At 67.1% G+C, this 21,857-nt stretch carries 19 protein-coding genes; 13 read left to right on the forward strand and 6 right to left on the reverse strand.

Annotated features, from left to right (window positions below):
- Positions 1-24 precede the first annotated feature (24 nt).
- Positions 25-582: a flavin reductase family protein gene (locus RI032_RS13010; RefSeq protein ID WP_019660006.1), complete on the reverse strand. Its 558-nt coding sequence runs from the start codon at positions 580-582 to the stop codon at positions 25-27.
- A gap of 118 nt (positions 583-700) precedes the next feature.
- Here RI032_RS13010 and RI032_RS13015 point away from each other — a divergent pair, with 118 nt between their 5' ends.
- From RI032_RS13015 to RI032_RS13025, 3 genes are read left to right on the forward strand one after another with little or no spacing between them, the layout of a single operon-like run.
- Positions 701-1,066: a BlaI/MecI/CopY family transcriptional regulator gene (locus RI032_RS13015; RefSeq protein ID WP_010484077.1), complete on the forward strand. Its 366-nt coding sequence runs from the start codon at positions 701-703 to the stop codon at positions 1,064-1,066.
- The gene (locus tag RI032_RS13020) at positions 1,059-2,300 is read left to right on the forward strand and encodes a M56 family metallopeptidase (RefSeq protein ID WP_049437102.1); all 1,242 of its coding nucleotides are present in this window, start codon (positions 1,059-1,061) and stop codon (positions 2,298-2,300) included. The genes RI032_RS13015 and RI032_RS13020 overlap by 8 nt, the downstream gene beginning before the upstream one ends.
- Complete coding sequence (locus RI032_RS13025; RefSeq protein WP_049481686.1) at positions 2,297-2,860, forward strand: hypothetical protein; 564 nt, start codon at positions 2,297-2,299, stop codon at positions 2,858-2,860. The genes RI032_RS13020 and RI032_RS13025 overlap by 4 nt, the downstream gene beginning before the upstream one ends.
- A 57-nt stretch (positions 2,861-2,917) precedes the next feature.
- Here RI032_RS13025 and RI032_RS13030 read toward each other — a convergent pair whose 3' ends face one another.
- From RI032_RS13030 to RI032_RS13040, 3 genes are all read right to left on the reverse strand, one after another.
- Positions 2,918-3,718 (reverse strand): MBL fold metallo-hydrolase, encoded by an 801-nt coding sequence (locus tag RI032_RS13030; RefSeq protein WP_257472278.1) that lies wholly within the window; start codon positions 3,716-3,718, stop codon positions 2,918-2,920.
- Positions 3,719-3,729: 11 nt separating this feature from the next.
- A complete protein-coding gene (locus RI032_RS13035; RefSeq protein WP_322547109.1) occupies positions 3,730-4,548 on the reverse strand; it encodes a S1/P1 nuclease in 819 nt (272 codons plus the stop codon).
- Positions 4,549-4,967: 419 nt separating this feature from the next.
- On the reverse strand, positions 4,968-5,597 hold the full coding sequence (locus RI032_RS13040) for an OmpW/AlkL family protein (RefSeq protein WP_322547110.1): 630 nt from the start codon (positions 5,595-5,597) through the stop codon (positions 4,968-4,970).
- A 193-nt stretch (positions 5,598-5,790) separates the two neighbouring features.
- Here RI032_RS13040 and gap point away from each other — a divergent pair, with 193 nt between their 5' ends.
- The 8 genes from gap to RI032_RS13080 all read left to right on the forward strand — a co-directional run bounded on the left by gap (position 5,791) and on the right by RI032_RS13080 (position 17,593).
- Entirely contained in the window at positions 5,791-6,795 is a 1,005-nt protein-coding gene (gap, locus tag RI032_RS13045) for a type I glyceraldehyde-3-phosphate dehydrogenase (protein ID WP_010484083.1), read from the forward strand.
- A 125-nt stretch (positions 6,796-6,920) separates the two neighbouring features.
- Positions 6,921-9,596 (forward strand): DUF2339 domain-containing protein, encoded by a 2,676-nt coding sequence (locus RI032_RS13050; RefSeq protein ID WP_197657448.1) that lies wholly within the window; start codon positions 6,921-6,923, stop codon positions 9,594-9,596.
- Entirely contained in the window at positions 9,596-10,972 is a 1,377-nt protein-coding gene (locus RI032_RS13055) for a DUF3999 domain-containing protein (RefSeq protein ID WP_010484085.1), read from the forward strand. The genes RI032_RS13050 and RI032_RS13055 overlap by 1 nt, the downstream gene beginning before the upstream one ends.
- A 639-nt stretch (positions 10,973-11,611) precedes the next feature.
- On the forward strand, positions 11,612-12,787 hold the full coding sequence (locus tag RI032_RS13060) for a phosphoglycerate kinase (RefSeq protein ID WP_010481432.1): 1,176 nt from the start codon (positions 11,612-11,614) through the stop codon (positions 12,785-12,787).
- Complete coding sequence (locus tag RI032_RS13065) at positions 12,784-13,437, forward strand: HAD hydrolase-like protein (protein WP_010481434.1); 654 nt, start codon at positions 12,784-12,786, stop codon at positions 13,435-13,437. The genes RI032_RS13060 and RI032_RS13065 overlap by 4 nt, the downstream gene beginning before the upstream one ends.
- A 210-nt stretch (positions 13,438-13,647) precedes the next feature.
- The gene (gene pyk, locus RI032_RS13070) at positions 13,648-15,114 is read left to right on the forward strand and encodes a pyruvate kinase (RefSeq protein WP_322547111.1); all 1,467 of its coding nucleotides are present in this window, start codon (positions 13,648-13,650) and stop codon (positions 15,112-15,114) included.
- Between the two features lie 196 nt (positions 15,115-15,310).
- Positions 15,311-16,315 (forward strand): class I fructose-bisphosphate aldolase, encoded by a 1,005-nt coding sequence (locus RI032_RS13075; protein ID WP_010481439.1) that lies wholly within the window; start codon positions 15,311-15,313, stop codon positions 16,313-16,315.
- Between the two features lie 129 nt (positions 16,316-16,444).
- Positions 16,445-17,593 (forward strand): iron-sulfur cluster assembly protein, encoded by a 1,149-nt coding sequence (locus tag RI032_RS13080; RefSeq protein WP_010481441.1) that lies wholly within the window; start codon positions 16,445-16,447, stop codon positions 17,591-17,593.
- A 92-nt stretch (positions 17,594-17,685) separates the two neighbouring features.
- Here RI032_RS13080 and RI032_RS13085 read toward each other — a convergent pair whose 3' ends face one another.
- Together RI032_RS13085 and cysK are read right to left on the reverse strand one after the other, a co-directional pair.
- Positions 17,686-18,285: an O-acetyl-ADP-ribose deacetylase gene (locus RI032_RS13085; RefSeq protein WP_010481443.1), complete on the reverse strand. Its 600-nt coding sequence runs from the start codon at positions 18,283-18,285 to the stop codon at positions 17,686-17,688.
- 211 nt (positions 18,286-18,496) lie between these two features.
- Positions 18,497-19,456, reverse strand: a complete 960-nt coding sequence (gene cysK / locus RI032_RS13090) for a cysteine synthase A (protein WP_010481445.1) — start codon at positions 19,454-19,456, stop codon at positions 18,497-18,499.
- A gap of 207 nt (positions 19,457-19,663) precedes the next feature.
- Between cysK and RI032_RS13095 the strand changes: the two genes are divergently transcribed.
- On the forward strand, positions 19,664-20,647 hold the full coding sequence (locus RI032_RS13095) for a LysR family transcriptional regulator (protein WP_010481448.1): 984 nt from the start codon (positions 19,664-19,666) through the stop codon (positions 20,645-20,647).
- Between the two features lie 707 nt (positions 20,648-21,354).
- On the forward strand, positions 21,355-21,786 hold the full coding sequence (locus RI032_RS13100) for a DUF2946 family protein (RefSeq protein ID WP_071306359.1): 432 nt from the start codon (positions 21,355-21,357) through the stop codon (positions 21,784-21,786).
- The last annotated feature ends 71 nt before the right edge of the window (positions 21,787-21,857 follow it).

Consider the following 21,857-nt stretch of genomic DNA (forward strand, 5'->3'; position numbering starts at 1 on the left):
CCTGCGTGTGGGGGAGTGCTGGCATTACAGCATGTCGGGCTTGAACCGCCGTCGACGCGAGACTTCCGCGCCGGACACCATGAACTGCCCATCGCCGCGGTAATGCACCGTGCGCGGCAGCTTCGGCCGGGGCGCGACGTGGGCGCGCACGATTTCCCAGATGAACAGGTTGCTCGATTGCACCTGGCTGTCGTCGTAAAGACGGCATTCGAAGCACGAATGGCATTGTCCGACCAGCGGCGCGCCAACCTCGCGCGCAGGTACTGCATCCAGCCCGAAACGCGCGAACTTGTCGACCTCGCGGCCGCTGCAGTTGCCGATGTCGACCACGGTATCGAGCAGCTCCACGCCGGGTACGTTGATCACGCACTCGCCACTACTGACGGCCAGTGCATGGCTGTGGTTTTCATTCCACAGGTAGGTAGCGACCAGCGACGGCGAAAAGCCCATCACCATGTGCCAGCCCATCGTCATCAGGTTGCGCTGGCCCTGCCACGCGGTACTGACCAGCACGATCGGGCCGGGTTCGAGGAAGCGGCGCGCCTGCTCGACCGGGAAATCCTTCTTGGACAGCGCTTTCATCCGGGGCCTGGGGCGGGAGGAATCGATGCTGGCGCAGCCGGGATGAACCCGGAGTCGAGGGGCTTGACAGATGATTCGATTACGCGCGTAATCGTGCTGTCGATTACGGATGTAAACCATGACCCCGATCAGCGAAGCCGAAGCCGTTGTGATGGAGGTGCTGTGGCAGCAGGCACCGCGTAGCGCCGATGACGTGGTGGCCGCGCTGGCCCACCGCGACTGGGCCGAGCCGACCATCAAGACCCTGCTCAACCGCCTGCTGACCAAGGGCGCGATCGCCGCCGAACGTGATGGACGGCGCTACCTGTACCGGCCGCTGCTGCAGCGCCAGGCATGGGTGGAGGCGCAGAGCCAGGATTTCATCGGGCGCGTCTTTGAAGGGCGCGTGGCGCCGCTGGTCGCGCACTTCAGCGAACGTGGTCAGTTGAGCGCGCAGGACATCGCCGAACTGAAGAAGCTGATCCAGGAGCTGGACCATGACTGAGCTGCTCGACGGATTGTGGCAGGCCAGCCTGTGGCTGGCGGTGGGCGCGGTCCTGCTGGCAGTAATGCGACCGCTGCTGGTGCGGATGGGCGGCGCGGGGCTGGCCTACCGCAGCTGGTGGCTGCTGCCGATGCTGCTGGTGGCACTGATGCTGCCGTTGCCGCAGGTTGCGTTGTTGCAGCAGGTGCCCACGCTGCCGCTGAAAGTGATGCCCGGTGCCATCGATGCCCTGAACGGGCCGTCGTTGCCATGGGCCGGGCTGTTGCTGGTGCTGTGGGCATTGGGCACGGGCCTGTGCCTGCTGCGCGACCTGCGCGCACAGCGTCGTTTTGAACGGCGGATGGGCCCACTGAAGCCGCGCGCCGATGGCAGCTGGCAGGCCAGCGGCGACCCCGGCCTGCCGGCCCTGGTTGGCCTGTGGCGGCCGCGCATCGTGGTCGGTCCGGCATTCGACCAGCAGTTCAGCGCACAGGAACAGGGGCTGATCCTGCAGCACGAGCGCAGCCATCGCCGCCATGGCGATCACTGGGCCAACGGCGCGCTGCTGCTGGCGCGCGCGGTGTTCTGGTTCCACCCGCTGCTGCCATGGGCGGCACGCCGCTTCCTGCGCGATCAGGAATTGGCCTGCGATGCCCGCACCATCGGTCCGCAGCCTGCGCTGCGCGGCCTCTATGCCAGCACGCTGCTGAAGGCGCAGCTGGTCCACCCGGTTGCGCCCGCGGTTTGCCATTGGCGCAGCCAACCCGTGTTGAAGGAGCGTATCGCCATGTTGAAGCAGTCCAAGCGGAAGGCATTGCCGTGGGTGTCCGGGCAGGTGCTGGTGGTCGGGTTGTGTGTGGGCATGGGGGCGGTGGCATGGGCCAGCCAGGGCGGTGCGGCCGGTGGCACCCGGATCGGTGTCGAGCCGTTCGAACATGCGCAGGACGATGCGGCCAAGGCGGGGTTGGACCGGCCGATCCAGGTGGACAAGATGCCGCCGCCGTCCTATCCGAAGTCCGCCGTCGAGCAACGCCAGGTAGGCGTGGTCAATCTGCGCATCGAAGTGGACGCACAGGGCCATCCGACCGATGTGCGGGTACTCAGTGCGACCAATCCGGGGGTGTTCGACGCCGTCTCCGTCGCCGCCGCGCGCAGCTGGACCTATCGTCCCGCGGTGAAGAACGGCAAGCCGGTGGCCGGTGCCGTACGCATTCCGATCACCTACGCCATGGATGACACCGAGGACGCGAAGTGAAGTCCGCGCCGCTGTTGATGATGGCGGCGCTGCTGGTGGGGTGTGCAACCCAGGATCGCCTGACCACCGTCGATACCCGCAGCGAGAATGTCGGTCACCAGCGCCTGCAGCCGCAGACGGGCGGCGGCAGTGGGCAGCTGCAGGTGTATTCGCTGGGTGCGACCGAGGGCTACCGGATGCCGCAACTGTACGCGGCACCGGACCCGGAGGTCGGTGATCGCGACCCGCGCGCGGAACTGGCGCCGACCACCATCTGCCTGCAGGTGGTGGTTGATGCCAACGGCGACGTCGAGCGCAGCCTGCCATTGACCGACCGCCCGGAGTGCGCGGCAGGTGCTGCGGGCGAGAATGCGCCCCTGCTGCAGGCAGCGCAGGAAGCCGTGGCGATGTGGAAGTACTCGTCCGCAGCGGTCTGCCACTTCGCGGCCGGCAAGGTGCCTGCCAATCGCGGTGACTGCCGGGGCGCCGAGCGTGTCGAACCGGTGGCCGTCACCCTGCAATATGCCTTTACCTTCGAGATCGTGAAGGGCCAGCACGTGGTGCGCACGCAGGGAAAATGATCGCTCGCGATGACCGGGGTAGCGCCGGGCCATGCCCGGCGGGCGCAGCGGCGTGGATCAGGCCCCGCCCTGGATGTTGGCCTTCACTGCGGGCTGCATCAGCTTCGGTTCTTCCAGCGTCGCATCGCGGGCCTGGCGCACGCTGACGAACTCTGCCTCGGCTACGCCGTCGTGCACGTGGATGTTGTGCGCGCGCTGTTGGCCGATGGTGGTTTCGTTGGCGAACCCGCGGCCACCGGGGCCGTAGTCGTGGCAGACAAACACGCGCGTCGCATCGGGCAGGGCCAGCAGGCGCTGGATCGAGCGGTACAACTGCGCGGCATCGCCGCCCGGGAAATCGCAGCGGGCAGTGCCGCCGTCGGGCATGAACAGCGAGTCGCCGGTGAACAGCGCATTGTCGATCAGATAGGCGATGCTGTCGCTGGTGTGGCCGGGCACGGCGATCACCTGGCAGCGCAGTTCACCCAAAGCGAAGGTCTCGCCATCGCTGAACAGGTGGTCGAAGATCTCATCGGCCGCGGGAAGCTGCAGGCCATAGCGCGGTGCGAACGTGGCCTGCACCGCGCGGATGCCTTCACCGATGGCCAGCGTGGCCTGCGGGAAGCGCTGCTTGAGCCGGCGCCCGGCCGACACATGGTCGGCGTGGGCATGGGTTTCCAGCAGCCAGCGCAGCTGCAGGCCCTGGTGTTCGATGGCCTGCAACGCGGCATGCAACGGCGCTTCACTGCTGGCATCGGTATCCGGGTCGTAGTCCAGGACCGGGTCGATCAGCGCCGCCTCGCCGCTGGCCGGGTCGCTGACCAAGTAGCTGAAGGTGTTGCTGTCACGGTGGAAGAACGACTGCACCTGGACCGACATCGGAACTCTCCTCAGCGCGTGCCGAGCACGCGGTTCAGCAACTGCGCCAGGTTCTCACCGGCCAGTCGCAGCTGCGCTTCGGCCAGCGGCCGGTAGCGTTCGGTGTATTCGTCACCGATTTTACGCGTGGCCGGATAAACGCCAGCTTGCATGGAGATGCGGCAGCTGGCCTCGGCCCACGTCTGCGGGTCGCGCTGCGGGTTGGACTGGCGCGCCAGCTTCGGCGCGCGCTGGCTCTGCAGCAGCGGCAGATAGCCCGCATCGTCCAGCTTGCGGGTATTGAGCATGCCGCTGTCCCACAGCGAGTGCAGGTTGGTACCGCGGTTGCCGAACTGCAGCTGGAAATCGTTGCCGCCCTTGTCGTGGGCGTAACCGGCGTGCATCGGTTGGTGGATATCGCCGACCAGGTGCACCACGAACTTCAGCGCCTGCAGGCGCTCGCCGTCGGTCAGGCTGCGATCGCCGAGGATGGCGCTCTGTGCCTTCAGGGCCTCGACGATGCAGTTGCCGTTTTTGCAGTGCTTCGGTGCTTCGTAATGGCAGTTGTCTTCGGCGATGTTGACGTAGTGCCAGCCGGCCGAGCGGCGGCCCAGGCCCGGGTCCTTGGCGCGCAGCTGGTCGGCCCACGGCGCGATGCTGGCCAGCGTGGCGTCCGGTTCGGTGGCCAGCAGGCGGTCCACTTCGGCGCGGGCGGCGGGGCTGAGGCGGGCGTCGGCGACTTCGGCGACAAGGCGGTGGCCTTGCGCGCCCCAGGCATGTGCGGGGGCGGAGACGGACAGCAGGGCCGGCGCCAGGGCGGCGGCGAGGAACAGGGAGTGCAGGGCTTTCATGCGCACATTCTAGCGGGGTAGGTGGATTGAAGAGCGGCGCGTTCCTGTTCCGAAGTGGGAGCGCAGAGGGAGGGGCGGCGGGACACGCCGTGAATCCGTCCCTGGAGGCTCGATGGCGCCATCCATGGCGCCAACGGTCCCGCCGCCCCTCCCTCTGCGCTCCCCTCCAAACATGGCCGCGGAGGCGGATGCAAACGTCAAAGGCAACATCAAGAACAAATGCAGGATCAAAATCCGCCTTCTGCAATTGCAGGCAACCATTACGCCTCGGATGTGCAGGCTCCCCGCCTTGCCCCAGCTCCGGAACCGCTTCAGTCCCAGGCACAAAAAAGCCCCGGCAATCACCGGGGCAACATGCTGCGAGGGTTTTGCGTGTAGCGGAGCAGCGGGGGCGAAGCCCCCGCGCTCAACACACCGCTTTAGAACTTGAAGACGTACGAAGCGCCATAGACCAGCGGATCGATGTTGACCGTGCCGATCTTCTCGCCGTTCAACTTCACCTTGCTGTCGATGTCGATCCAGCGCATGTCCACGCGCAGCGCGCCCTTCTCGCCGATCGCGAAGTCCACGCCCGCATGCGCGGCCAGGCCCCACGAATCCTGCAGCTTCAGGCGGCTGTCCTTCAGCGCACCGGTGGTGTCTTCGCTGAAGAAGGTCGTGTAGTTCACGCCCGCACCGATGAACGGCGACACCTTGCCCTTGCTGTTGAAGTGGTACTGCACGGTCACCACCGGCGGCAGCTGCTTGGTGCTGCCCACGCGGCCCAGGCCATTGATGTTGATGTCGTGCTTGAACGGCAGCGCGGCCAGCACTTCGATGCCCAGGTTGTCGGCGATGAAGTACTCACCGGTGATGGTCGGCTTGACGTCGTTGTCGACGTCGACCTTCAGGGTGTGGCCGGCCAGCCAGCCGTTGTTCGACTTCGGGGCCACCTGGTGCACGCCGGCGGAAAGGGTCCAGTCACCCTTGGACTGGGCCATGGCCGGGGCGGCGGCGAGGGGCAGGGCGGCGGCCAGGCCGGCCAGGATCAGGGGGGAGGTCTTGCGCATGGGGGTGATCTCGTTGCTGGGTGGATGGCGACAGTCTCGGCCTCACGCCGCGCTAACGCTTTGATCCGGATCAAATCCTGTCTGCCGGCCCGCCGCCCGCCGGGGCTGGCCCGCGGTGGCCAGCCCCGGTTTGCTAGACTTGTGGGCCCTATCCATCCCGCCGCACCCGTCGCGGCCGCAGGAGCTTGAGAACATGGCAATCAAGGTTGGTATCAACGGTTTCGGTCGCATCGGGCGTAACGTCCTGCGCTCGGCGGTGCTGAACTTCGGCGACGACATCGAAATCGTGGCCATCAACGATCTGCTGGAGCCGGACTATCTGGCGTACATGCTCAAGTACGACTCCGTGCACGGTCGTTTCAAGGCCGACGTGGCGGTGCAGGGCAACGACCTGCTGGTCAACGGCAAGAAGATCCGCCTGACCCAGGAACGCGACCCGGCCAACCTGAAGTGGAACGAAGTGGACGTGGACGTGGTGATCGAGTCCACCGGCCTGTTCCTGACCAAGGAAACCGCGCAGAAGCACATCGATGCCGGCGCCAGGAAGGTCATCATGTCGGCCCCGTCGAAGGACGATACGCCGATGTTCGTCTACGGCGTGAACGACAAGACCTACGCCGGCCAGGCGATCGTCTCCAATGCTTCGTGCACCACCAACTGCCTGGCCCCGCTGGCCAAGGTCATCAATGACAAGTGGGGCATCAAGCGTGGCCTGATGACCACCGTGCATGCGGCTACTGCCACCCAGAAGACCGTCGATGGCCCGTCCAACAAGGACTGGCGCGGTGGCCGTGGCATCCTGGAAAACATCATTCCGTCGTCCACCGGTGCGGCCAAGGCCGTCGGCGTGGTCATTCCGGAACTGAACAAGAAGCTGACCGGCATGAGCTTCCGCGTCCCGACCTCGGACGTGTCGGTGGTCGACCTGACCGTCGAGCTGGAAAAGGAAGCCACCTACGCCGAGATCTGCGCCGAAGTGAAGGCACAGAGCGAAGGCCCGCTGAAGGGCATCCTGGGCTACACCGAAGACAAGGTGGTGGCCACCGATTTCCGCGGCGAGACCTGCACCTCGGTGTTCGACGCCGAGGCCGGCATCGCCCTGGACGGCACCTTCGTCAAGCTGGTCACCTGGTACGACAACGAGTGGGGCTACTCGAACAAGTGCCTGGAAATGGCCAAGGTCGTCGCCGCCAAGTAAGGCCGGCGAAGATCGCACGCGGACCCCGGCCTGGCCGGGGTTCGTCGTTTATGGGGCCAGCCCTGTCGTAGCATGGGCCGGTCGACCGCTGCCGCTGGGGCGCGGGATTGCAATGGAAGCATGCAATGGAAGCATTGATCGCCCTGGTGGTACTGGTCCTGCTGGCCATCCCGCTGCTGCTGGTGGTAGCGCTGGTGATGATTGCCGGCCTGCGCCGCCGTGTGGCCGCGCTGGAAGGTGCCCTGGCCGCCGCGCCGGCCGTCCGGCCGGTTGCAGCCGAGCCTGCGCCAGAACGGGCTGCGCCCATGCCTGCGGCCGGCGCCGATCCGCCGTTCCTGCGGCCGGTGGCGGCTGCCGCACCGCCTCCGTCCCAGCCAACGCCGCCGCCGGTGCGCGAAGTGGTGCCTGCAGCAACGGAGGTGCCGCGCCCGGTCGCACCACCGCCGGTGCCACACGCGCCGTTGCAGCCGCCGTTGCCTTCCGAGCCGGCGCTGCCCAACTTCATCGAGCGCGGCATCGGAGCGGTCAAGCGCTGGTTCACCGAGGGCAACGTGCCGGTCAAGATCGGCATGCTGGTGCTGCTGGCCGGTGTTGCCGCGCTGTTGAAGTACGTCAGCGACCAGGGCTGGCTGGTGCTGCCGATCGAGCTGCGCCTGGCCGGTGTCACCGTGGGTGCGCTGGGCCTGTTGGCGTTCGGCTGGCACCAGCGCGTGCGCCGGCGCCTGTTCGCACTGGCGCTGCAGGGCGGTGCCATTGGCGTGTTGCTGCTGACCATCTTCGCCGCATTCAAACGGTTCGAGCTGCTCAACCCCGGGTTTGCCTTCGCCAGTTCGATCGCGCTGGTGGCCGGCCTGTGCGTGCTGGCGGTGGTGCAGAACTCGCGCACGTTGGCGGTGCTGGGCATCCTCGCCGGCTTCATGGCACCGCTGTGGCTGTCCACCGGCAGTGGCAACCACGTGGGGCTGTTCAGCTACTACGCGGTGCTCAACGCTGGCATCTTCGCCATTGCCTGGTTCCGTCCGTGGCGTGCGCTGAACCTGCTTGGCTTCGCTTTTACCTTCGGCATCGGTACGTTCTGGGGCGTGTTGCAGTACGCGCCGGACAAGTTCAGCAGCACCGAGCCGTTCCTGCTGCTGTTCTTCGCCTTCTACCTGTTGATCCCGCTGCTGTACGCGCGCCGGCAGCCCGCCGGGCGACGTGATCTGGTCGACGGCAGCCTGGTGTTCGGCACGCCCTTGGTCGCCTTCTCGATGCAGGCGGGCATGCTGCACGAGCAGCCGATGACGCTGGCGCTGTGCGCGCTGGGCCTGGCGGCGATCTACGCCGTACTGGCGCGGGCACTGATCGCGCGCGCGTCTTACACCGTGCTGGCGCAGTCGCATGCGGTGCTGGCGGTGGGCTTCGCCACGCTGGCGGTGCCGCTGGCATTGTCTGCGCGTGCCACCGGCGCGGTGTTCGCGCTGGAAGGTGCGGGCCTGGCCTGGCTGGGCCTGCGCCAGAAACGCTGGCTGCCGCAGGTGTCCGGCGCGTTGCTGCAGATCGGTGCTGCGTTCGCCTTTGTGGCCGGCGCCGACCACTGGCTCGAAGACGCACGCTTCCTGCTCAACCCGACCGCCATCGGCGCGTTGCTGCTGGCCATTGCCGGCTTCGCGTCGGCGTGGAGTTACCAGCGCAGGGAGCGCCATGAGATCGCACTGGTCTACTACCTGTGGGGCCTGCTGTGGTGGCTGGGCGGCCTGGTGCACGAGATCTTCCGCTTCTTCCCGCACCGCACGCAGGCCGATGCGTTGCTGGTGCTGGTCGCGGCCACGGCCTGGCTGGCGGCTGAAATGCAGCGCCGCCAGCCGGCACGCGCGCTGGGCGTAACCGCCCTGGCGATGCTGGCCCTGGGCTTCCCGCTTGCGCTGATGCAGAGCGATGCGCACCAGCAGCCGTTCGCCGGCTATGGCGCACTGGCCTGGGCGGTGTTCGCGGCGCTGGGCGTACGTACGTTGCTGTGCCTGCGCCAGGGCGGCAACACCGTGGCACGCATCGCGCAGTTCCTGTGGTGGCTGCTGTGGCCGTCGCTGCTTTCGTTGCTGGCCCTGTGGGGCGGCGGCGAGGCCGGGCTGGCACAGGGCTGGACGCTGCTGTTGTTCGCGCTGCCGTGGCTGCTGATGGCGGCGCTGTCGTTGTGGCGCTGGGATGCACTGCGCTGGCCGTTGGGGGCTGCCTTCGACAGCGTGCGCCTGCCGTTGCAGTGCGTGCTGTTCGGCCTGCTGTCCGCAGGCTGGCTGTTCGGCCAGTTGCTGCCGGGTGACGCAGCGCCGCTGCTGTGGCTGCCGGTGTTGAACCCGGCCGAGCTGGGGCAGTGGTTGAGCCTGGCGCTGCTGGCGCGCTGGCTGTACAGCGGGCAGGCGCCGCAGGCACTGGTGAAGATCCGGCTGCCGCTGTTGGCATTGGCCACCTTCGTCGCGCTGACCAGCCTGGTGCTGCACGGCGTGCATCAGTGGGGCGGCCTGTCGTGGAGTTCGTCGATGATGCGTTCCAGCCTGGCGCAGACCAGCCTGACCGTGCTGTGGAGTGTGCTCGGCGTGATCGCCTGGGTATGGGGTTCGCGCCGCGGCCAGCGCGTGTTGTGGATGGTCGGTGCCGTGCTGATGGGTGTGGTACTGGCCAAACTGGTCATTGTTGATCGCCAGCACCTGGGCAACCTGCTGGGCATTGCATCGTTCATCGCCTACGGCCTGCTGTGCACGGTCGTGGGTTATCTGGCACCGGCACCGCCGAGCGCGGCGCCGACCGTGGAGGAAAAACAATAATGAAGACGTGGAGCAGGGCGCTGCTGCCGGCGATGTTCGGCATGCTGGCCGCCGTCACCGCACAGGCCGCCGATTACCGTACCCAGTACGCCGAACAGTGGCCGCTTACGTTGTCCAGCGCACAATCGGGTGCCTACCGTGTTGTGCTGGAACCGGCGATCTACCGTCGCGCCGGCAGTGCGGACCTGGGCGATGTGCAGGTGTTCAATGCCGCCGGCCAATCGCTGCCGTCGGCATTGCTGGCGCCGGATCAGCCGCTGGCACAGCCGCCGGTGCAGCGTGAGCTGCCGTGGTTCGCGTTGCCGCCACTGGCCGAAGCACAGCGCAACGACCTGCAGTTGCTGACCGAGCGCGATACCGATGGCCGTGTGCGTCGCGTGGAAGCCCGCGTGAGTGGTGGTGCGGCGGCGAGCGGGCAGGGTGGCTGGCTGATCGACGCCAGTGTGCTGGGCCAGCAGCCGCTGGCGGCGCTGGTGCTGGATTGGGCTGACAGTGGCCAGCCGTTGCAGGCTCAGGTGCAGCTGGACGTCAGCGACGACCTGCAGCACTGGCGTGCGATTGGCCGCGACATTCCGCTGGTGGATCTGCAGCGCGCCGGCAAGCGCCTGCTGCAGCGCCGCCTGCAGGTGGATGGTGAAGCGCGCTATCTGCGCGTGCTGGCGCAAGGCGATGCGCGTCTGCCGACGCTGCGCAGCGTACTGGCCGAGCTGCCGCCGGCACCGGCGACGCTGCCGTGGGAATGGTTGTCGCTGGAACCGACCTCGAAGGGCAAGGGCGAATACACCTTCGAGATGGATGGCCGCTTCCCGGCGGCACGTGCCGACGTGGCCAGCACCGACAACAGCCTGGTGCAGTGGACATTGTTCAGCCGTGATGACCAGAGCGCGGAATGGCAGCGCCGCAGTGCACCGTGGATTGCCTATCAGCTGCAGCAGGGTGCGCAGGGCCAACGGCAGCAATCGGCCGCGCAGCCGCTGGGCGGGGTGCATCGGGATCGCTATTGGAAGCTGGTGGCGAACCCCGCCGAAACGGCCACCGCACCGACTCTGCGCCTGGGTTACCAGCCCGAAGTACTGGTATTCCTGAGCCAGGGCGCGGCGCCCTACGCGTTGGCGGTGGGCAGCTCGACCGCGCGCCGCACGGAGGCGCCGATTGGCGTGCTGATCGAGGAACTGCGGTTGCGCAACGACCCGTCGTGGCAGCCGACGCTGGCGCGCCTGGAAGGCAGCCCGGAGCCGCTGGCCGGCGACGCGGCGCTGAAACCGCAGCACGATTGGAAGTCGTGGTTGCTGTGGGCGTTGCTGGGTCTGGGTGTGCTGGTAGTGGGCGGCCTGGCGGTCAGTCTGCTTCGGCAGAAGCCGGCGCCTTCGGCGTAGGTTCCGGCGAACGGCGCAGCCCCTCGTGGGTGGGCGGTTGGTCGCGTAAAGCAAAAGCCGTGCTTGGCCGGGCGGGGTGGGTTCGCGGGAGACGCCGTGAACCCGTCCCTGGGGGCTTGGCCGCGGCATCCATGCCGCGGACACTCCCGCGAACCCACCCCGCCCGGCCTCTGACAATTTCCGTGTGCGTCCACCCACGGAAAGAAAAAAAGAAGAGCAAAAGCTGCTTGGCAGGGCGCTCTTTGTAGAGCCGAGCCCACGCTCGGCTGCTGTTCGCGATAGACCCAGCCGAGCACGGGCTCGGCTCTACATTTTTCTCCGACATCAGAAACCGCTCTTGCCTTTGCCGTCCGCTCCGCCTCATGAACCTGTCGAGGCCGGGGTGGTGTGGGCTCGCGGGGGACGCCGTGAATCCATCCCTGGAGGCTCGGGCGCGCCATCCATGGCGCTTACGCCCCCGCGAGCCCACACCACCCCGGCCCACCCCCAGCATCATGAAGCGTCAGCGCTTTGGCAGTTGCTGTTGCCGTTGCCGTGCGCCTCTGCCTGCCGCAGGCATCGACCCTCCCACCACCCGCACCCGATACAATGGCCGTCTGCCGTACCCGGCATCCCCGTCCCTGAGCCAAAGAGTTGCCCATGTCCATCGTCCGCATGACCGACCTCGACCTCTCCGGCAAGCGCGTGCTGATCCGCCAGGATCTGAACGTGCCGATCGAGAATGGCCGCATCACTTCCGAACAGCGCATCACCGCTTCGCTGCCGACGCTCAAGCGCGCGCTGGAGCAGGGCGCGGCGGTGATGGTCACCTCGCACCTGGGGCGCCCGAAGGAAGGCGTGTGGAGCGAAGCCGAGTCGCTGGCGCCGGTCGCCCAGCGCCTGTCCGAGCTGCTCGGCCGCGAGGTTCCGCTGGTGCGCGACTGGGTCGACGGCGTCGACGTGCAGCCGGGCCAGCTGGTGCTGCTGGAAAACTGCCGCATGAACGTCGGCGAGGGCAAGGACGATGAAGCCCTGTCGAAGAAGTACGCGGCGCTGTGCGATGTGTTCGTGATGGATGCCTTCGGCACCGCGCACCGTGCGCAGGCCTCCACCCACGGTGTCATCCGCTTCGCCCCGGTGGCTGCCGGTGGCCCGCTGCTGATGGCCGAACTGGACGCGCTGGCGCAGGCGCTGGATGCACCGGCCAAGCCGCTGCTGGCCATCGTCGCCGGCAGCAAGGTCAGCACCAAGCTGGAACTGCTGGCCAACTTGGTCGGCAAGGTCGATCAGCTGATCGTCGGTGGTGGCATCGCCAATACCTTCATTGCTGCCGCCGGCTACAACGTCGGCAAGTCGCTGTACGAGCCGGACCTGCTGGATACCGCCAAGAAGATCGTGGCCGATGCCAAGGCGCGTGGCGCCGACATTCCGCTGCCGGTGGACGTGGTCACCGCCAAGCAGTTCATGCCGGACGCGGTTGCCGAAGTGAAGGCGGTCGACGCGGTTGCCGAAGACGATCTGATCCTGGACATCGGCCCGCAGACCGCTGCGCAGTACGCGCAGCTGATCGAAAAGGCCGGCACCGTGGTCTGGAACGGCCCGGTCGGCGTGTTCGAGTTCGAAGCCTTCAGCAAGGGCACCGAAGCGCTGGCCCGCGCCATCGCCAGCTCGCCGGCATTCTCCATCGCCGGTGGCGGCGACACCCTGGCCGCGGTCGACAAGTTCGATATCGCCCAGCAGGTCAGCTACATCTCCACCGGCGGCGGTGCGTTCCTGGAGTTCCTGGAAGGCAAGACCCTGCCGGCGGTGGCCGCACTCGACGCGCGTGGCGCATGAGTGCCGAGCGCGGCAAGGATGTGCTGTTCTTCGACCTCGATGGCACGCTGATCGATTCGCAGGTGGGCATCACCGCCTGCATCGCTTACGCGCTGCAGAAGATGGACCATCCGGTGCCGCCGCAGGAGACGCTGCTGGGCTGGATCGGTCCGTCGCTGCGGACCACCTTCGCGCCGCTGTTCGTTGAACCGGCGCGGGTGGAACAGGCGGTGGGCTACTACCGTGAGCGCTTCGACGCCGAGGGCTGGCGCGAGCATACGGTGTACCCGCAGGTGGAAGACACCCTGCGCACGCTGCACGGTCGTGGCCACCGCCTGGCGGTGGTCACGGCCAAGAACGAGCCGCATGCGCGCCGCATCCTCGCCCACCTGCCGTTCGGCGGGCTGTTCGAGGAGATCGTCGGTTCGACCCTGGACGGCTCGCGCAGCCACAAGCCGGAGCTGGTGGGCGAGGCGCTGCGTCGGCTGCAGGTGCAGCCCGCGCAGTGCTGGATGATCGGCGACCGCCGCATGGACATCGAAGGCGCACGCCACCACGGTCTGCGCAGTGTCGGTGTGCTGTGGGGTTTCGGCGGTGAGGTCGAACTCACCGAAGCCGGTGCCGGCCAGCTGGCCCGTGAGCCGGCGCAGCTGACGACGCTGTTGGCCTAGGCTCCTGTAGAGCCGAGCCCATGCTCGGCTGCTTCGGCCTATGCCCAGCCGAGCATGGGCTCGGCTCTACAGAACTGCCTGCGCCAGCGTATGTCCGGCCGATGTCCGCTCCATGACCCGCGAAGTCAGGCAGCACAAGGCTGTAACCGTATACATGCGGCGTGAAGGATGTGCTAATTTCCGTTCTTTATCGGGAGAGGCCCATTCACCATGTTCGAGCGTCAGCGTCGCACCAAGATCCTTGCCACCCTCGGTCCGGCCACTGATCCGCCGGGCGTGCTGGAGGATCTGTTCCGCGCCGGCGTCAACGTGGTGCGCCTCAACTTCAGCCACGGCGATCCCTCCGGCCAGGCCAAGCGTGCCGCCGAAGTGCGTGCCGCTGCGGCCCGCGTGGGCGTGGAAGTGGGCATCCTGGCTGACCTGCCGGGCCCGAAGATCCGCATCGAGCGCTTCGCCGAAGGCAAGGTGCAGCTCAGGGCGGGTGACCGCTTCGACCTGATCGCCAGCGCCAACGCCGGCCCCGGCGATGCGACCCAGGTGGGCGTCAGCTACCTCGGCCTGCCGCAGGACGTCGGCCCGGGCGATGTCCTGCTGCTCGATGATGGCCTGATGCAGCTGCAGGTGGTCGAGGTGCAGGGCGAGCGCATCATCAACACCGTGCTCAATGACGGCGCGCTGTCTGATCGCAAGGGCCTGAACAAGCAGGGCGGTGGCCTCTCGCTGGGCGCACTGACCGAGCGCGACAAGGAGCTGATCGGCATCGTCGCCAGGATCGGTGTCGACTTCATCGCCGTGTCGTTCTGCCGCAACGCGCAGGACATGAACGACGCCCGTGACATCGCCCGCTCGCATGGCTGCGATGCTGCGCTGGTGTCGAAGATCGAGCGCACCGAAGCGATCGAGAACCTGGAAGAGATCGTCGAGGCCAGCGACGTGGTGATGGTGGCCCGTGGCGACCTCGGCGTGGAAATCGGCGACGCCGAACTGCCGGGCCTGCAGAAGAAGATCATCAAGGCCTCGCTGGCACAGAACAAGGTGGTGATCACGGCCACGCAGATGCTGCAGTCGATGGTCGAAAGCCCGATCCCGACCCGCGCCGAAGTGCTGGACGTGGCCAACTCGGTCATCGACGGTACCGACGCGGTGATGCTGTCGGCTGAAACCGCTGCCGGTGCGTACCCGGTCAAGGCGGTGGAAGCGATGGCGCGTATCTGCCTGGGTGCCGAGCGCCAGTTCCAGACCGAGACCGACTTCAACGCCTCGCCGCGTAATCTGGAACGTGCCGACCAGGCGATTGCCATGGCCACCATGTTCCTGTCGCAGCACGTGGGCGTGCGTGCGATCGTGGCGATGACCGAATCCGGTGGCACCGCCCGCTACCTGTCGCGCTTCCGCGCCAAGGCGCCGGTGTTCGCAGTCACCCGCCACGACGGCGCGCGCCGCCAGATGGCCCTGATGCGCGATGTGTTCCCGATCAACTTCGACAGCCGTGGCCTGACCCCGCGCGAAGCCGCGCGCGGCAGCATCCGCCTGCTGGTGGAAGCCGAACTGCTGCAGGCCGGTGACCGCGTCGTGTTCACCAGCGGTGAGCACATGGAAACCCTGGGCGCGACCAACACCCTGCGCCTGCTGGAAGTGGGTGAAGACGGCCGCGCCAGCGGCCTGGGCGATCTGTAAACCCCGTCGGCCCCGGGTCGGAGCCGCCGTGCGGATTCGACCCAGGGTCAGATCCGCAAAGGGGCTCTGACCCGGCGCAACAGGACATCGCCTGTCCGGTGCGGACATTGGAATCGTTTCCAGACTGGCCTGCACGTCGGCGCAACGGGCGGCGGGGCTATACTTACGTTTTTCCCGCACCCGCCACAGGAAGTACATGAGCATCGAACAGCTGGCTGAAACCGCCCAGGCCATGGTTGCCCCGGGCAAGGGCATCATCGCGATCGACGAATCCACCGCTACCATCGCCAAGCGTTTCGCTGGCGTCGGTATCGAGAACACCGAGGAGAACCGTCGTGCCTACCGCGAACTGCTGCTGACCACGCCGAAGCTCAACGAGCACATTTCCGGCGCCATCCTGTTTGACGAAACCATCCGTCAGTCGACCAAGGACGGCGTGCCGTTCGCCAAGTACATGGCCGACCACGGCATGATTCCGGGCATCAAGGTGGACAAGGGTGCGCACCCGCTGGCCGGCTGCCCGGGCGAGCTGGTGACCGAAGGCCTGGACGGCCTGCGCGAACGCCTGCAGGAGTACTACAAGCTGGGTGCGCGCTTCGCCAAGTGGCGTGCGGTGATCAACATCGGCGAAAGCATTCCGTCGGGCACCTGCATCGAGTCCAACGCCCACGCGCTGGCCCGCTATGCCGCGCTGTGCCAGGAATGTGGCCTGGTGCCGATGGTCGAGCCGGAAGTGATCATGGACGGCGACCACGACATCGAGACCTGCTACGAAGTCACCGAAGCCACCCTGCGTTCGCTGTTCGACGCCCTGTACCAGCAGAACGTGCTGCTGGAAGGCACCATCCTGAAGGCCTCGATGGTCATCTCCGGCAAGGGCTGCGATGAGCAGGCCGACGTCGAGGAAGTGGCCGAGTCGACCGTGATGTGCCTGAAGAGCACCGTGCCGGCCATCCTGCCGGGCGTGGTGTTCCTGTCCGGTGGCCAGAGCGACGAGCAGTCCACCGAGCACCTGAACGCGATGAACCAGCTGGGCAACCTGCCGTGGCCGCTGAGCTTCTCCTACGGCCGCGCCATGCAGCAGGCCGCGCTGAAGCTGTGGGCCAAGGACATGAAGGGCAACTACGCTGCTGCCCAGAAGACCGTGTACGAGCGCGCCAAGGACAACGGCCTGGCCGCGCTGGGCAAGTGGAACGGTTGATCCGTCCCATCGCTGGATGAACAAGGCAACGCCGGCATCACGCCGGCGTTTGCTTTTGCGGGTATCGTTTCCGCCCCCACGCGCCCGGCCGGTGCGTGGGAACCACATGGAAGGCCAAGGAGAAACAACATGCGTTTGGCAGCAATCACACTGGCCGTCGCCACGGTCCTGGTCGCCGGCGGTTGCAACCGTCTCGGCGGCGGTGGTGACGCAGGCAAGGCCGCGTCGCTCGATTTCGACAAGCCGGTGTCCGGCGAGATCACCTCGCGCAGCGGCATCAACTACAACGACGGCAGCCATCACCAGCTCTACCAGATCAAGCTGGAAGACAAGCAGCTGGTTGGGCTGAAGCTGACCGGCTCGCTGAGCGGCTCGATCGCCGTCTTCAACAACGGCAGCCTGGTGGCCAGCAGCAACACCGGCTACGAGCGCGAGGGCGACGTCTCGCTGGCCTTCCGTGCCAACGGTGGCGGCACCTACCAGGTAGCGGTCAACGCCAACGGCTCGACCGATTACGGTCCGTACCGCCTGCGCGCCGAGAAGCTGGTGCCGTACGACGGCAAGCCGCTGGCGGGCAGCGGCGAGATCGTCGACATGCTGGCCGGTGGTTCCCAGGACTACACCCTGCAGGTGGACAAGGCCGGCCTGTACGAGATCCGCCTGGTGTCGGATGTCTTCGATCCGGTGCTGAAGCTGTCGGGCCAGGGCGTGGACGCCGAAAATGACGATGGCGGGGACAGCACCAACTCGCGCCTGACCCTGTCACTGAAGCCGGGCAAGTACACCCTCACTGCACGCGGTCTGGGCGACGGCGTCAACGGCATGTTCACCCTGTCGGCCAACCGCATCGAGCTGCCCGGCAATCTGGTGGAACGCGATGGCACAGCGCTGCCGAAGTCGGGCAGCGTGTACACGATGCTCGACAACGACGGCCGCCGCCGCTTCCTGCTGACCCTGGATCGCCCGGCCGACGTGCGCCTGGATGCGATTTCCAGCCAGGTCGATACCGTGCTGCGCGTGGTCGGCGGCGACGTCGAGCTGACCGATGATGACGGTGGCAGCGGTACCAATTCGCGCCTGGAAGAGACCCTGCCGGCCGGTCACTACACCGTGGACGTGTCCAGCCTGAACAATGGTGCGGGCATGGTGGAAGTGCGCGTGCAGGTCGAGGGTGCCAGCGCCGACGGAGCTGCGGCCTCGGCGGCACGTGCCGCGGCCGATGCTGCCGCTGCTGTGGCCGATGACGCCGCTGCTGCGGTGGAAGCTGCCAGCCGTTGAGCGTGATCCACGCCGCGCGTGGATGACGACAACGATGCAACGGAAAAGGCCGGGCAATGCCCGGCCTTTTCTTTTACCAGCAGCGCTGCGGTTCAGTGCGCAGCGGCGAAGCCTGCATCGCCCAGCGGCGGCAGCACCGACCCGCGCGGTTCGTTGTCCGTGCTTTGTCCCGCAGCGCTCAATGCCTGCTGGTAGGCCTTTGCCGTGGCAGTGTTGAACGCCACCAGCACGATGCGCATCGGCTGTGCATGGCTGCGCTGCCACGCCAGTGTTTCCGTCACTGCGATCTGCGCGGCCTGGTACAGCGGATAGCCATACACACCGCAGCTGATCGCCGGGAACGCGATCGACTGCACGCCCAGCGACTCGGCCAGCTGCAGCGATTTCCAGTAGCAGTTGGCCAGCAATGCCGGTTCGTCGCGCTGGCCGTCGTGCCAGACCGGGCCCACCGTGTGCAGTACATGCTGCGCCGGCAATGCATAAGCGTCGGTGGCGCGCACTTCGCCGGTCGGGCAACGCACGCCCGGGCGCAGCTCCGGCAGTTGCTCGCACTCGGCCAGCAGCGCAGGGCCCGCGGCACGATGGATCGCACCGTCGACACCGCCGCCACCGAGCAGTGTTTCATTGGCCGCGTTGACGATCGCATCCACCGCCAGGGTCGTGATGTCGCCCTGCCAAACTTCGATCTTCATGCGTCCGTCTCCTGCCTGTGAGGTGTTCCGCGCAGCATCTGCGCCGGCTGTTCCCACGGTAGGGGACAGGGCATCGATACTGCGTCATGACCGTCTCACGCGCTGCGATCCGACGGCCTTCACGCACGATGGCGGGCGACGCCTTCACGCAGGCTGAAGCACAAGCGGGGCAGAGCCTTTTTCCGACGGAAAAAGGATCCGACCCTGTGCATTACGGCAGGCCGGCCAGCCAGTCGTCGTCGGAACCCTCATTCACATCGGCGAACAGCGGCGTGGAAAAATAGCGTTCACCGGTGTCCGGCAGCATCGCCAGGATCACCGCGCCCGGTTCAGCACGGGCCGCCACGTCCAGCGCGCTGGCCACGGTAGCGCCGGCGGAGATGCCGACGAAGATGCCTTCTTCTGCAGCCAGTCGGCGTGCGGTGGCGATCGCGCGGTCATCGTCCACCGTTACCAGTTCATCCACCACATCGCGGTTGAGCACGTCCGGCACGAAATCCGGCGTCCAGCCCTGGATCTTGTGTGGCTTCCAGTCATCGCCCTTCAACAGTGCGGCGCCGGCCGGTTCGGTGGCGATGATGCGGGTCTGCGGGCGCGCGACCTTCAGCACTTCGCCAACACCGGTGAGCGTGCCGCCGGTGCCCCAGCCGCTGACGAAGTAGTCCAGCCGCTTGCCGGCGAAGTCGCGCAGGATCTCGGCGGCGGTGGTGTTGCGGTGGTACGCCGGGTTGGCCGGGTTGGCGAACTGGCTGGCCAGGAACCAACCGTGCTGTTCGGCCAGTTCGGCGGCCTTGCGCACCATGCCGCTGCCGCGTTCGGCGGCCGGGGTCAGGATCACCTTGGCGCCATAGGCGCGCATCAGCTTGCGGCGCTCCACCGAGAAGGTTTCGACCATGGTCGCCACGAACTTGTAGCCGCGCGCGGCGGCGACCATCGCCAGTGCCACGCCGGTGTTGCCTGACGTGGCTTCGACGATGGTGTCGCCCGGCTTGAGCACGCCACGCGCTTCGGCGTCGAGGATGATCGCCAGCGCCAGGCGGTCCTTCACCGAGCCGCCCGGGTTGAACGACTCGACCTTGGCGTAGACGCTGACCTGCGGGGGCGCCAGGCGCTGCAGCCTGACGATGGGGGTGTTGCCGACGGTATCGAGGATGGAGTCGTACAGGGCCATGGAAGCGCTCCGGAAACGGGGCCGCGCCGGGCTTCGGCGGGCGAAGGGGGAGGGCTGGCTGTTCAGGCCAGCGGCTGCCGGCTGACCGTAGCGCCGGCATATGACGCCCGGAAATGACCAGATACCTTTCTTAAACAACCTTTGGTTATAAGCTGGTGACGGCAAATGACCCTAGAGTGGACTTCCGCCCCACGCCGCCTGCCTCCCATGACGCTGACCCAGCTGCGCTACCTGGTTGCCATCGCCGACGCCGAGCTGAACATCACGCTCGCCGCCTCGCGCGTGCATGCCACCCAGCCTGGCCTGTCCAAGCAGCTCAAGCAGCTGGAAGACGAGCTCGGCTTCCTGTTGTTCGTGCGCAAGGGCCGCAGCCTGGAGTCGGTCACTCCGGCCGGCACCGAAGTGATCGCCCGCGCCCGCGCGGTGCTGGCCGAGGCCAACAACATCCGCACCTACGCGGCCAACCAGCGCCGCGAGAGCCAGGGCCAGCTGATCCTGACCACCACCCACACCCAGGCGCGCTTCGTGCTGCCGCCGGCGGTGGCAGCGATCAAGCAGGCCTACCCGCAGGTCAGCGTGCACCTGCAGCAGGCCGGCGAAGCCGACGCGCTGGACCGCTTGAACCAGGGTGACGCGGATATCGCCATCATCAGCACCGCCGGCGGTGAGCCCACCGATGGCATCGCGGTGCCGCTGTTCCGCTGGCGGCGTCTGGTGGTGGTGCCGAAGGGCCACCCGCTGGACCGCGCCGGCCGCGCCCCGGACCTGGCCGCGCTGGCCCGCCAGCCATTGATCAGCTACGAATCCTCGACCCGTCCGAACTCGTCGCTGCAACGCGCCTTCGCCGCCAATGGGCTGGTGCCCGACCTGGCACTGACCGCGCTCGATGCGGACCTGATCAAGACCTACGTGCGTACGGGTCTTGGCGTAGGCCTGCTGGCCGAGATGGCGGTCAGTTCCAACGATGAAGACCTGCGCTCGTGGCCGGCGCCGGACCCGATCAGCGAGTGCATTGCCTGGGCGGTGCTGCCGCGCGACCGCGTGCTACGTGATTACGCGCTGGAGCTGGTGCATGTGCTGGCACCGCAGATTGATCCGCGCGATCTGCGGCGGGTGCTGGATGGCAACCAGGCGGCAGCGTGGCCGGTGCCACCGACGTGGGAGTCACTGACCCAGACCATCACGGTGTGAGGGGTTGGTCGAGCAGGGCTTGCAGCCCTGCACCTGCCGAATCAATGGCAAAAGCCGAAGCAACAGCAACAGCTGAAGCAACAGCTGAAGCAACAGCAACAGCTGGCTTCCGTGGGGGGCGGGGCGGTGTGGGCAGGCAGGACACGCCGTAAACCCCCCTCCGGGGTCCGGCCCAGCCGCTGGCGGCTGTGCGTTCGGGCGCTTGCGAAGCAGTGCTTCGCAAGCAAAGCGCCCTCACCCCTGGGGGCTCGATGGCGCCATCCATGGCGCCAACGGTCCTGCCTGCCCACACCGCCCCACCTCTGACAGATTCCGATGGCTGTTGGTAGGTGTCGACCTTGGTCGACACGGTAGATCCACGCCATGCGTGGATTCTTTTCGATTCCAATTCGAAATATTCGATTCCGATGGAGATTCATCCACGCATGGCGTGGATCTACTGCAGATCGCGGAGATCTGTCGAAGGCGGGGTGGGTCCGGTTGCGGGAGTGTCCGCGGCATGGATGCCGCGGCCAAGCCCCCATGGATGGGTTTACGGCGTCTCCCGCAACCGGACCCGCCCCGCCATCCCACGGATTGCCCGCTTTTGACGTTGACGTTGACGTTGACGTTGATTCGGCGGGTGCAGGGCGCAGCCCTGCCGATAAATCCCTCCTGCGACGGTTCGTCGCACAGGGCAACCCTGGACCCGGCTCTACACTAGCGGGGTGACCCGCCTGTCCCGCCCGCAGCGCCTTCTGCTCCAGCTCGCCGTCCTGGCGACGCTGCTGATGGTGCTTGCGCCACTGGTCAGCCGCGCGCTGCAGGCGCCGCCGATGGAGTACGCCGCGATGGCAGGCATGGACCACGCCGCCATGGGCCATGACATGCACGGCATGACCATGGCCGGGCACGATCGGCACGGTGCTGCGCCGGCAGCGCCCAACCGCCCCGCCGACCCCCACGCCATGCACGGCGAAGCCTGCGAATACTGCGTGCTGGCCATGCGCCTGCTGCCGTGGCTTGCAGTGCTGGTGCTGCTGTTGCCGCTGCTGTGGCGGCCGCGCCTGGTGTTCCCGTGGTCGCAACAGGTGCTGCCGGCACTGCGTTGGCCGGCGCACGCCGCTCGTGGGCCACCGCGCCCCGCCATCGTCCGCTGATGTCCCTATCGAATCTGCCGCACGACGCCTGACCGGGCGCCGTGCGCGCGTGCGTACTTTGGAGCTGTTCC

The organism is Stenotrophomonas geniculata, assembly GCF_034508895.1.
In the GTDB taxonomy this organism is placed as follows: domain Bacteria; phylum Pseudomonadota; class Gammaproteobacteria; order Xanthomonadales; family Xanthomonadaceae; genus Stenotrophomonas; species Stenotrophomonas geniculata.

What these genes read in the sequence shown, in the direction of transcription:
- RI032_RS13010 (WP_019660006.1), bottom strand. Translation starts at nt 582, where the DNA reads ATGAAAGCGCTGTCCAAGAAGGATTTCCCGGTCGAGCAGGCGCGCCGC.
- RI032_RS13085 (WP_010481443.1), bottom strand. Translation starts at nt 18,285, where the DNA reads ATGAAGATCGAAGTTTGGCAGGGCGACATCACGACCCTGGCGGTGGAT.
- RI032_RS13035 (WP_322547109.1), bottom strand. Translation starts at nt 4,548, where the DNA reads ATGAAAGCCCTGCACTCCCTGTTCCTCGCCGCCGCCCTGGCGCCGGCC.
- RI032_RS13065 (WP_010481434.1), top strand. Translation starts at nt 12,784, where the DNA reads ATGAGTGCCGAGCGCGGCAAGGATGTGCTGTTCTTCGACCTCGATGGC.
- RI032_RS13050 (WP_197657448.1), top strand. Translation starts at nt 6,921, where the DNA reads ATGGAAGCATTGATCGCCCTGGTGGTACTGGTCCTGCTGGCCATCCCG.
- RI032_RS13060 (WP_010481432.1), top strand. Translation starts at nt 11,612, where the DNA reads ATGTCCATCGTCCGCATGACCGACCTCGACCTCTCCGGCAAGCGCGTG.
- RI032_RS13095 (WP_010481448.1), top strand. Translation starts at nt 19,664, where the DNA reads ATGACGCTGACCCAGCTGCGCTACCTGGTTGCCATCGCCGACGCCGAG.
- pyk (WP_322547111.1), top strand. Translation starts at nt 13,648, where the DNA reads ATGTTCGAGCGTCAGCGTCGCACCAAGATCCTTGCCACCCTCGGTCCG.
- RI032_RS13030 (WP_257472278.1), bottom strand. Translation starts at nt 3,718, where the DNA reads ATGTCGGTCCAGGTGCAGTCGTTCTTCCACCGTGACAGCAACACCTTC.
- RI032_RS13080 (WP_010481441.1), top strand. Translation starts at nt 16,445, where the DNA reads ATGCGTTTGGCAGCAATCACACTGGCCGTCGCCACGGTCCTGGTCGCC.
- cysK (WP_010481445.1), bottom strand. Translation starts at nt 19,456, where the DNA reads ATGGCCCTGTACGACTCCATCCTCGATACCGTCGGCAACACCCCCATC.
- RI032_RS13040 (WP_322547110.1), bottom strand. Translation starts at nt 5,597, where the DNA reads ATGCGCAAGACCTCCCCCCTGATCCTGGCCGGCCTGGCCGCCGCCCTG.
- RI032_RS13015 (WP_010484077.1), top strand. Translation starts at nt 701, where the DNA reads ATGACCCCGATCAGCGAAGCCGAAGCCGTTGTGATGGAGGTGCTGTGG.
- gap (WP_010484083.1), top strand. Translation starts at nt 5,791, where the DNA reads ATGGCAATCAAGGTTGGTATCAACGGTTTCGGTCGCATCGGGCGTAAC.
- RI032_RS13075 (WP_010481439.1), top strand. Translation starts at nt 15,311, where the DNA reads ATGAGCATCGAACAGCTGGCTGAAACCGCCCAGGCCATGGTTGCCCCG.
- RI032_RS13055 (WP_010484085.1), top strand. Translation starts at nt 9,596, where the DNA reads ATGAAGACGTGGAGCAGGGCGCTGCTGCCGGCGATGTTCGGCATGCTG.
- RI032_RS13020 (WP_049437102.1), top strand. Translation starts at nt 1,059, where the DNA reads ATGACTGAGCTGCTCGACGGATTGTGGCAGGCCAGCCTGTGGCTGGCG.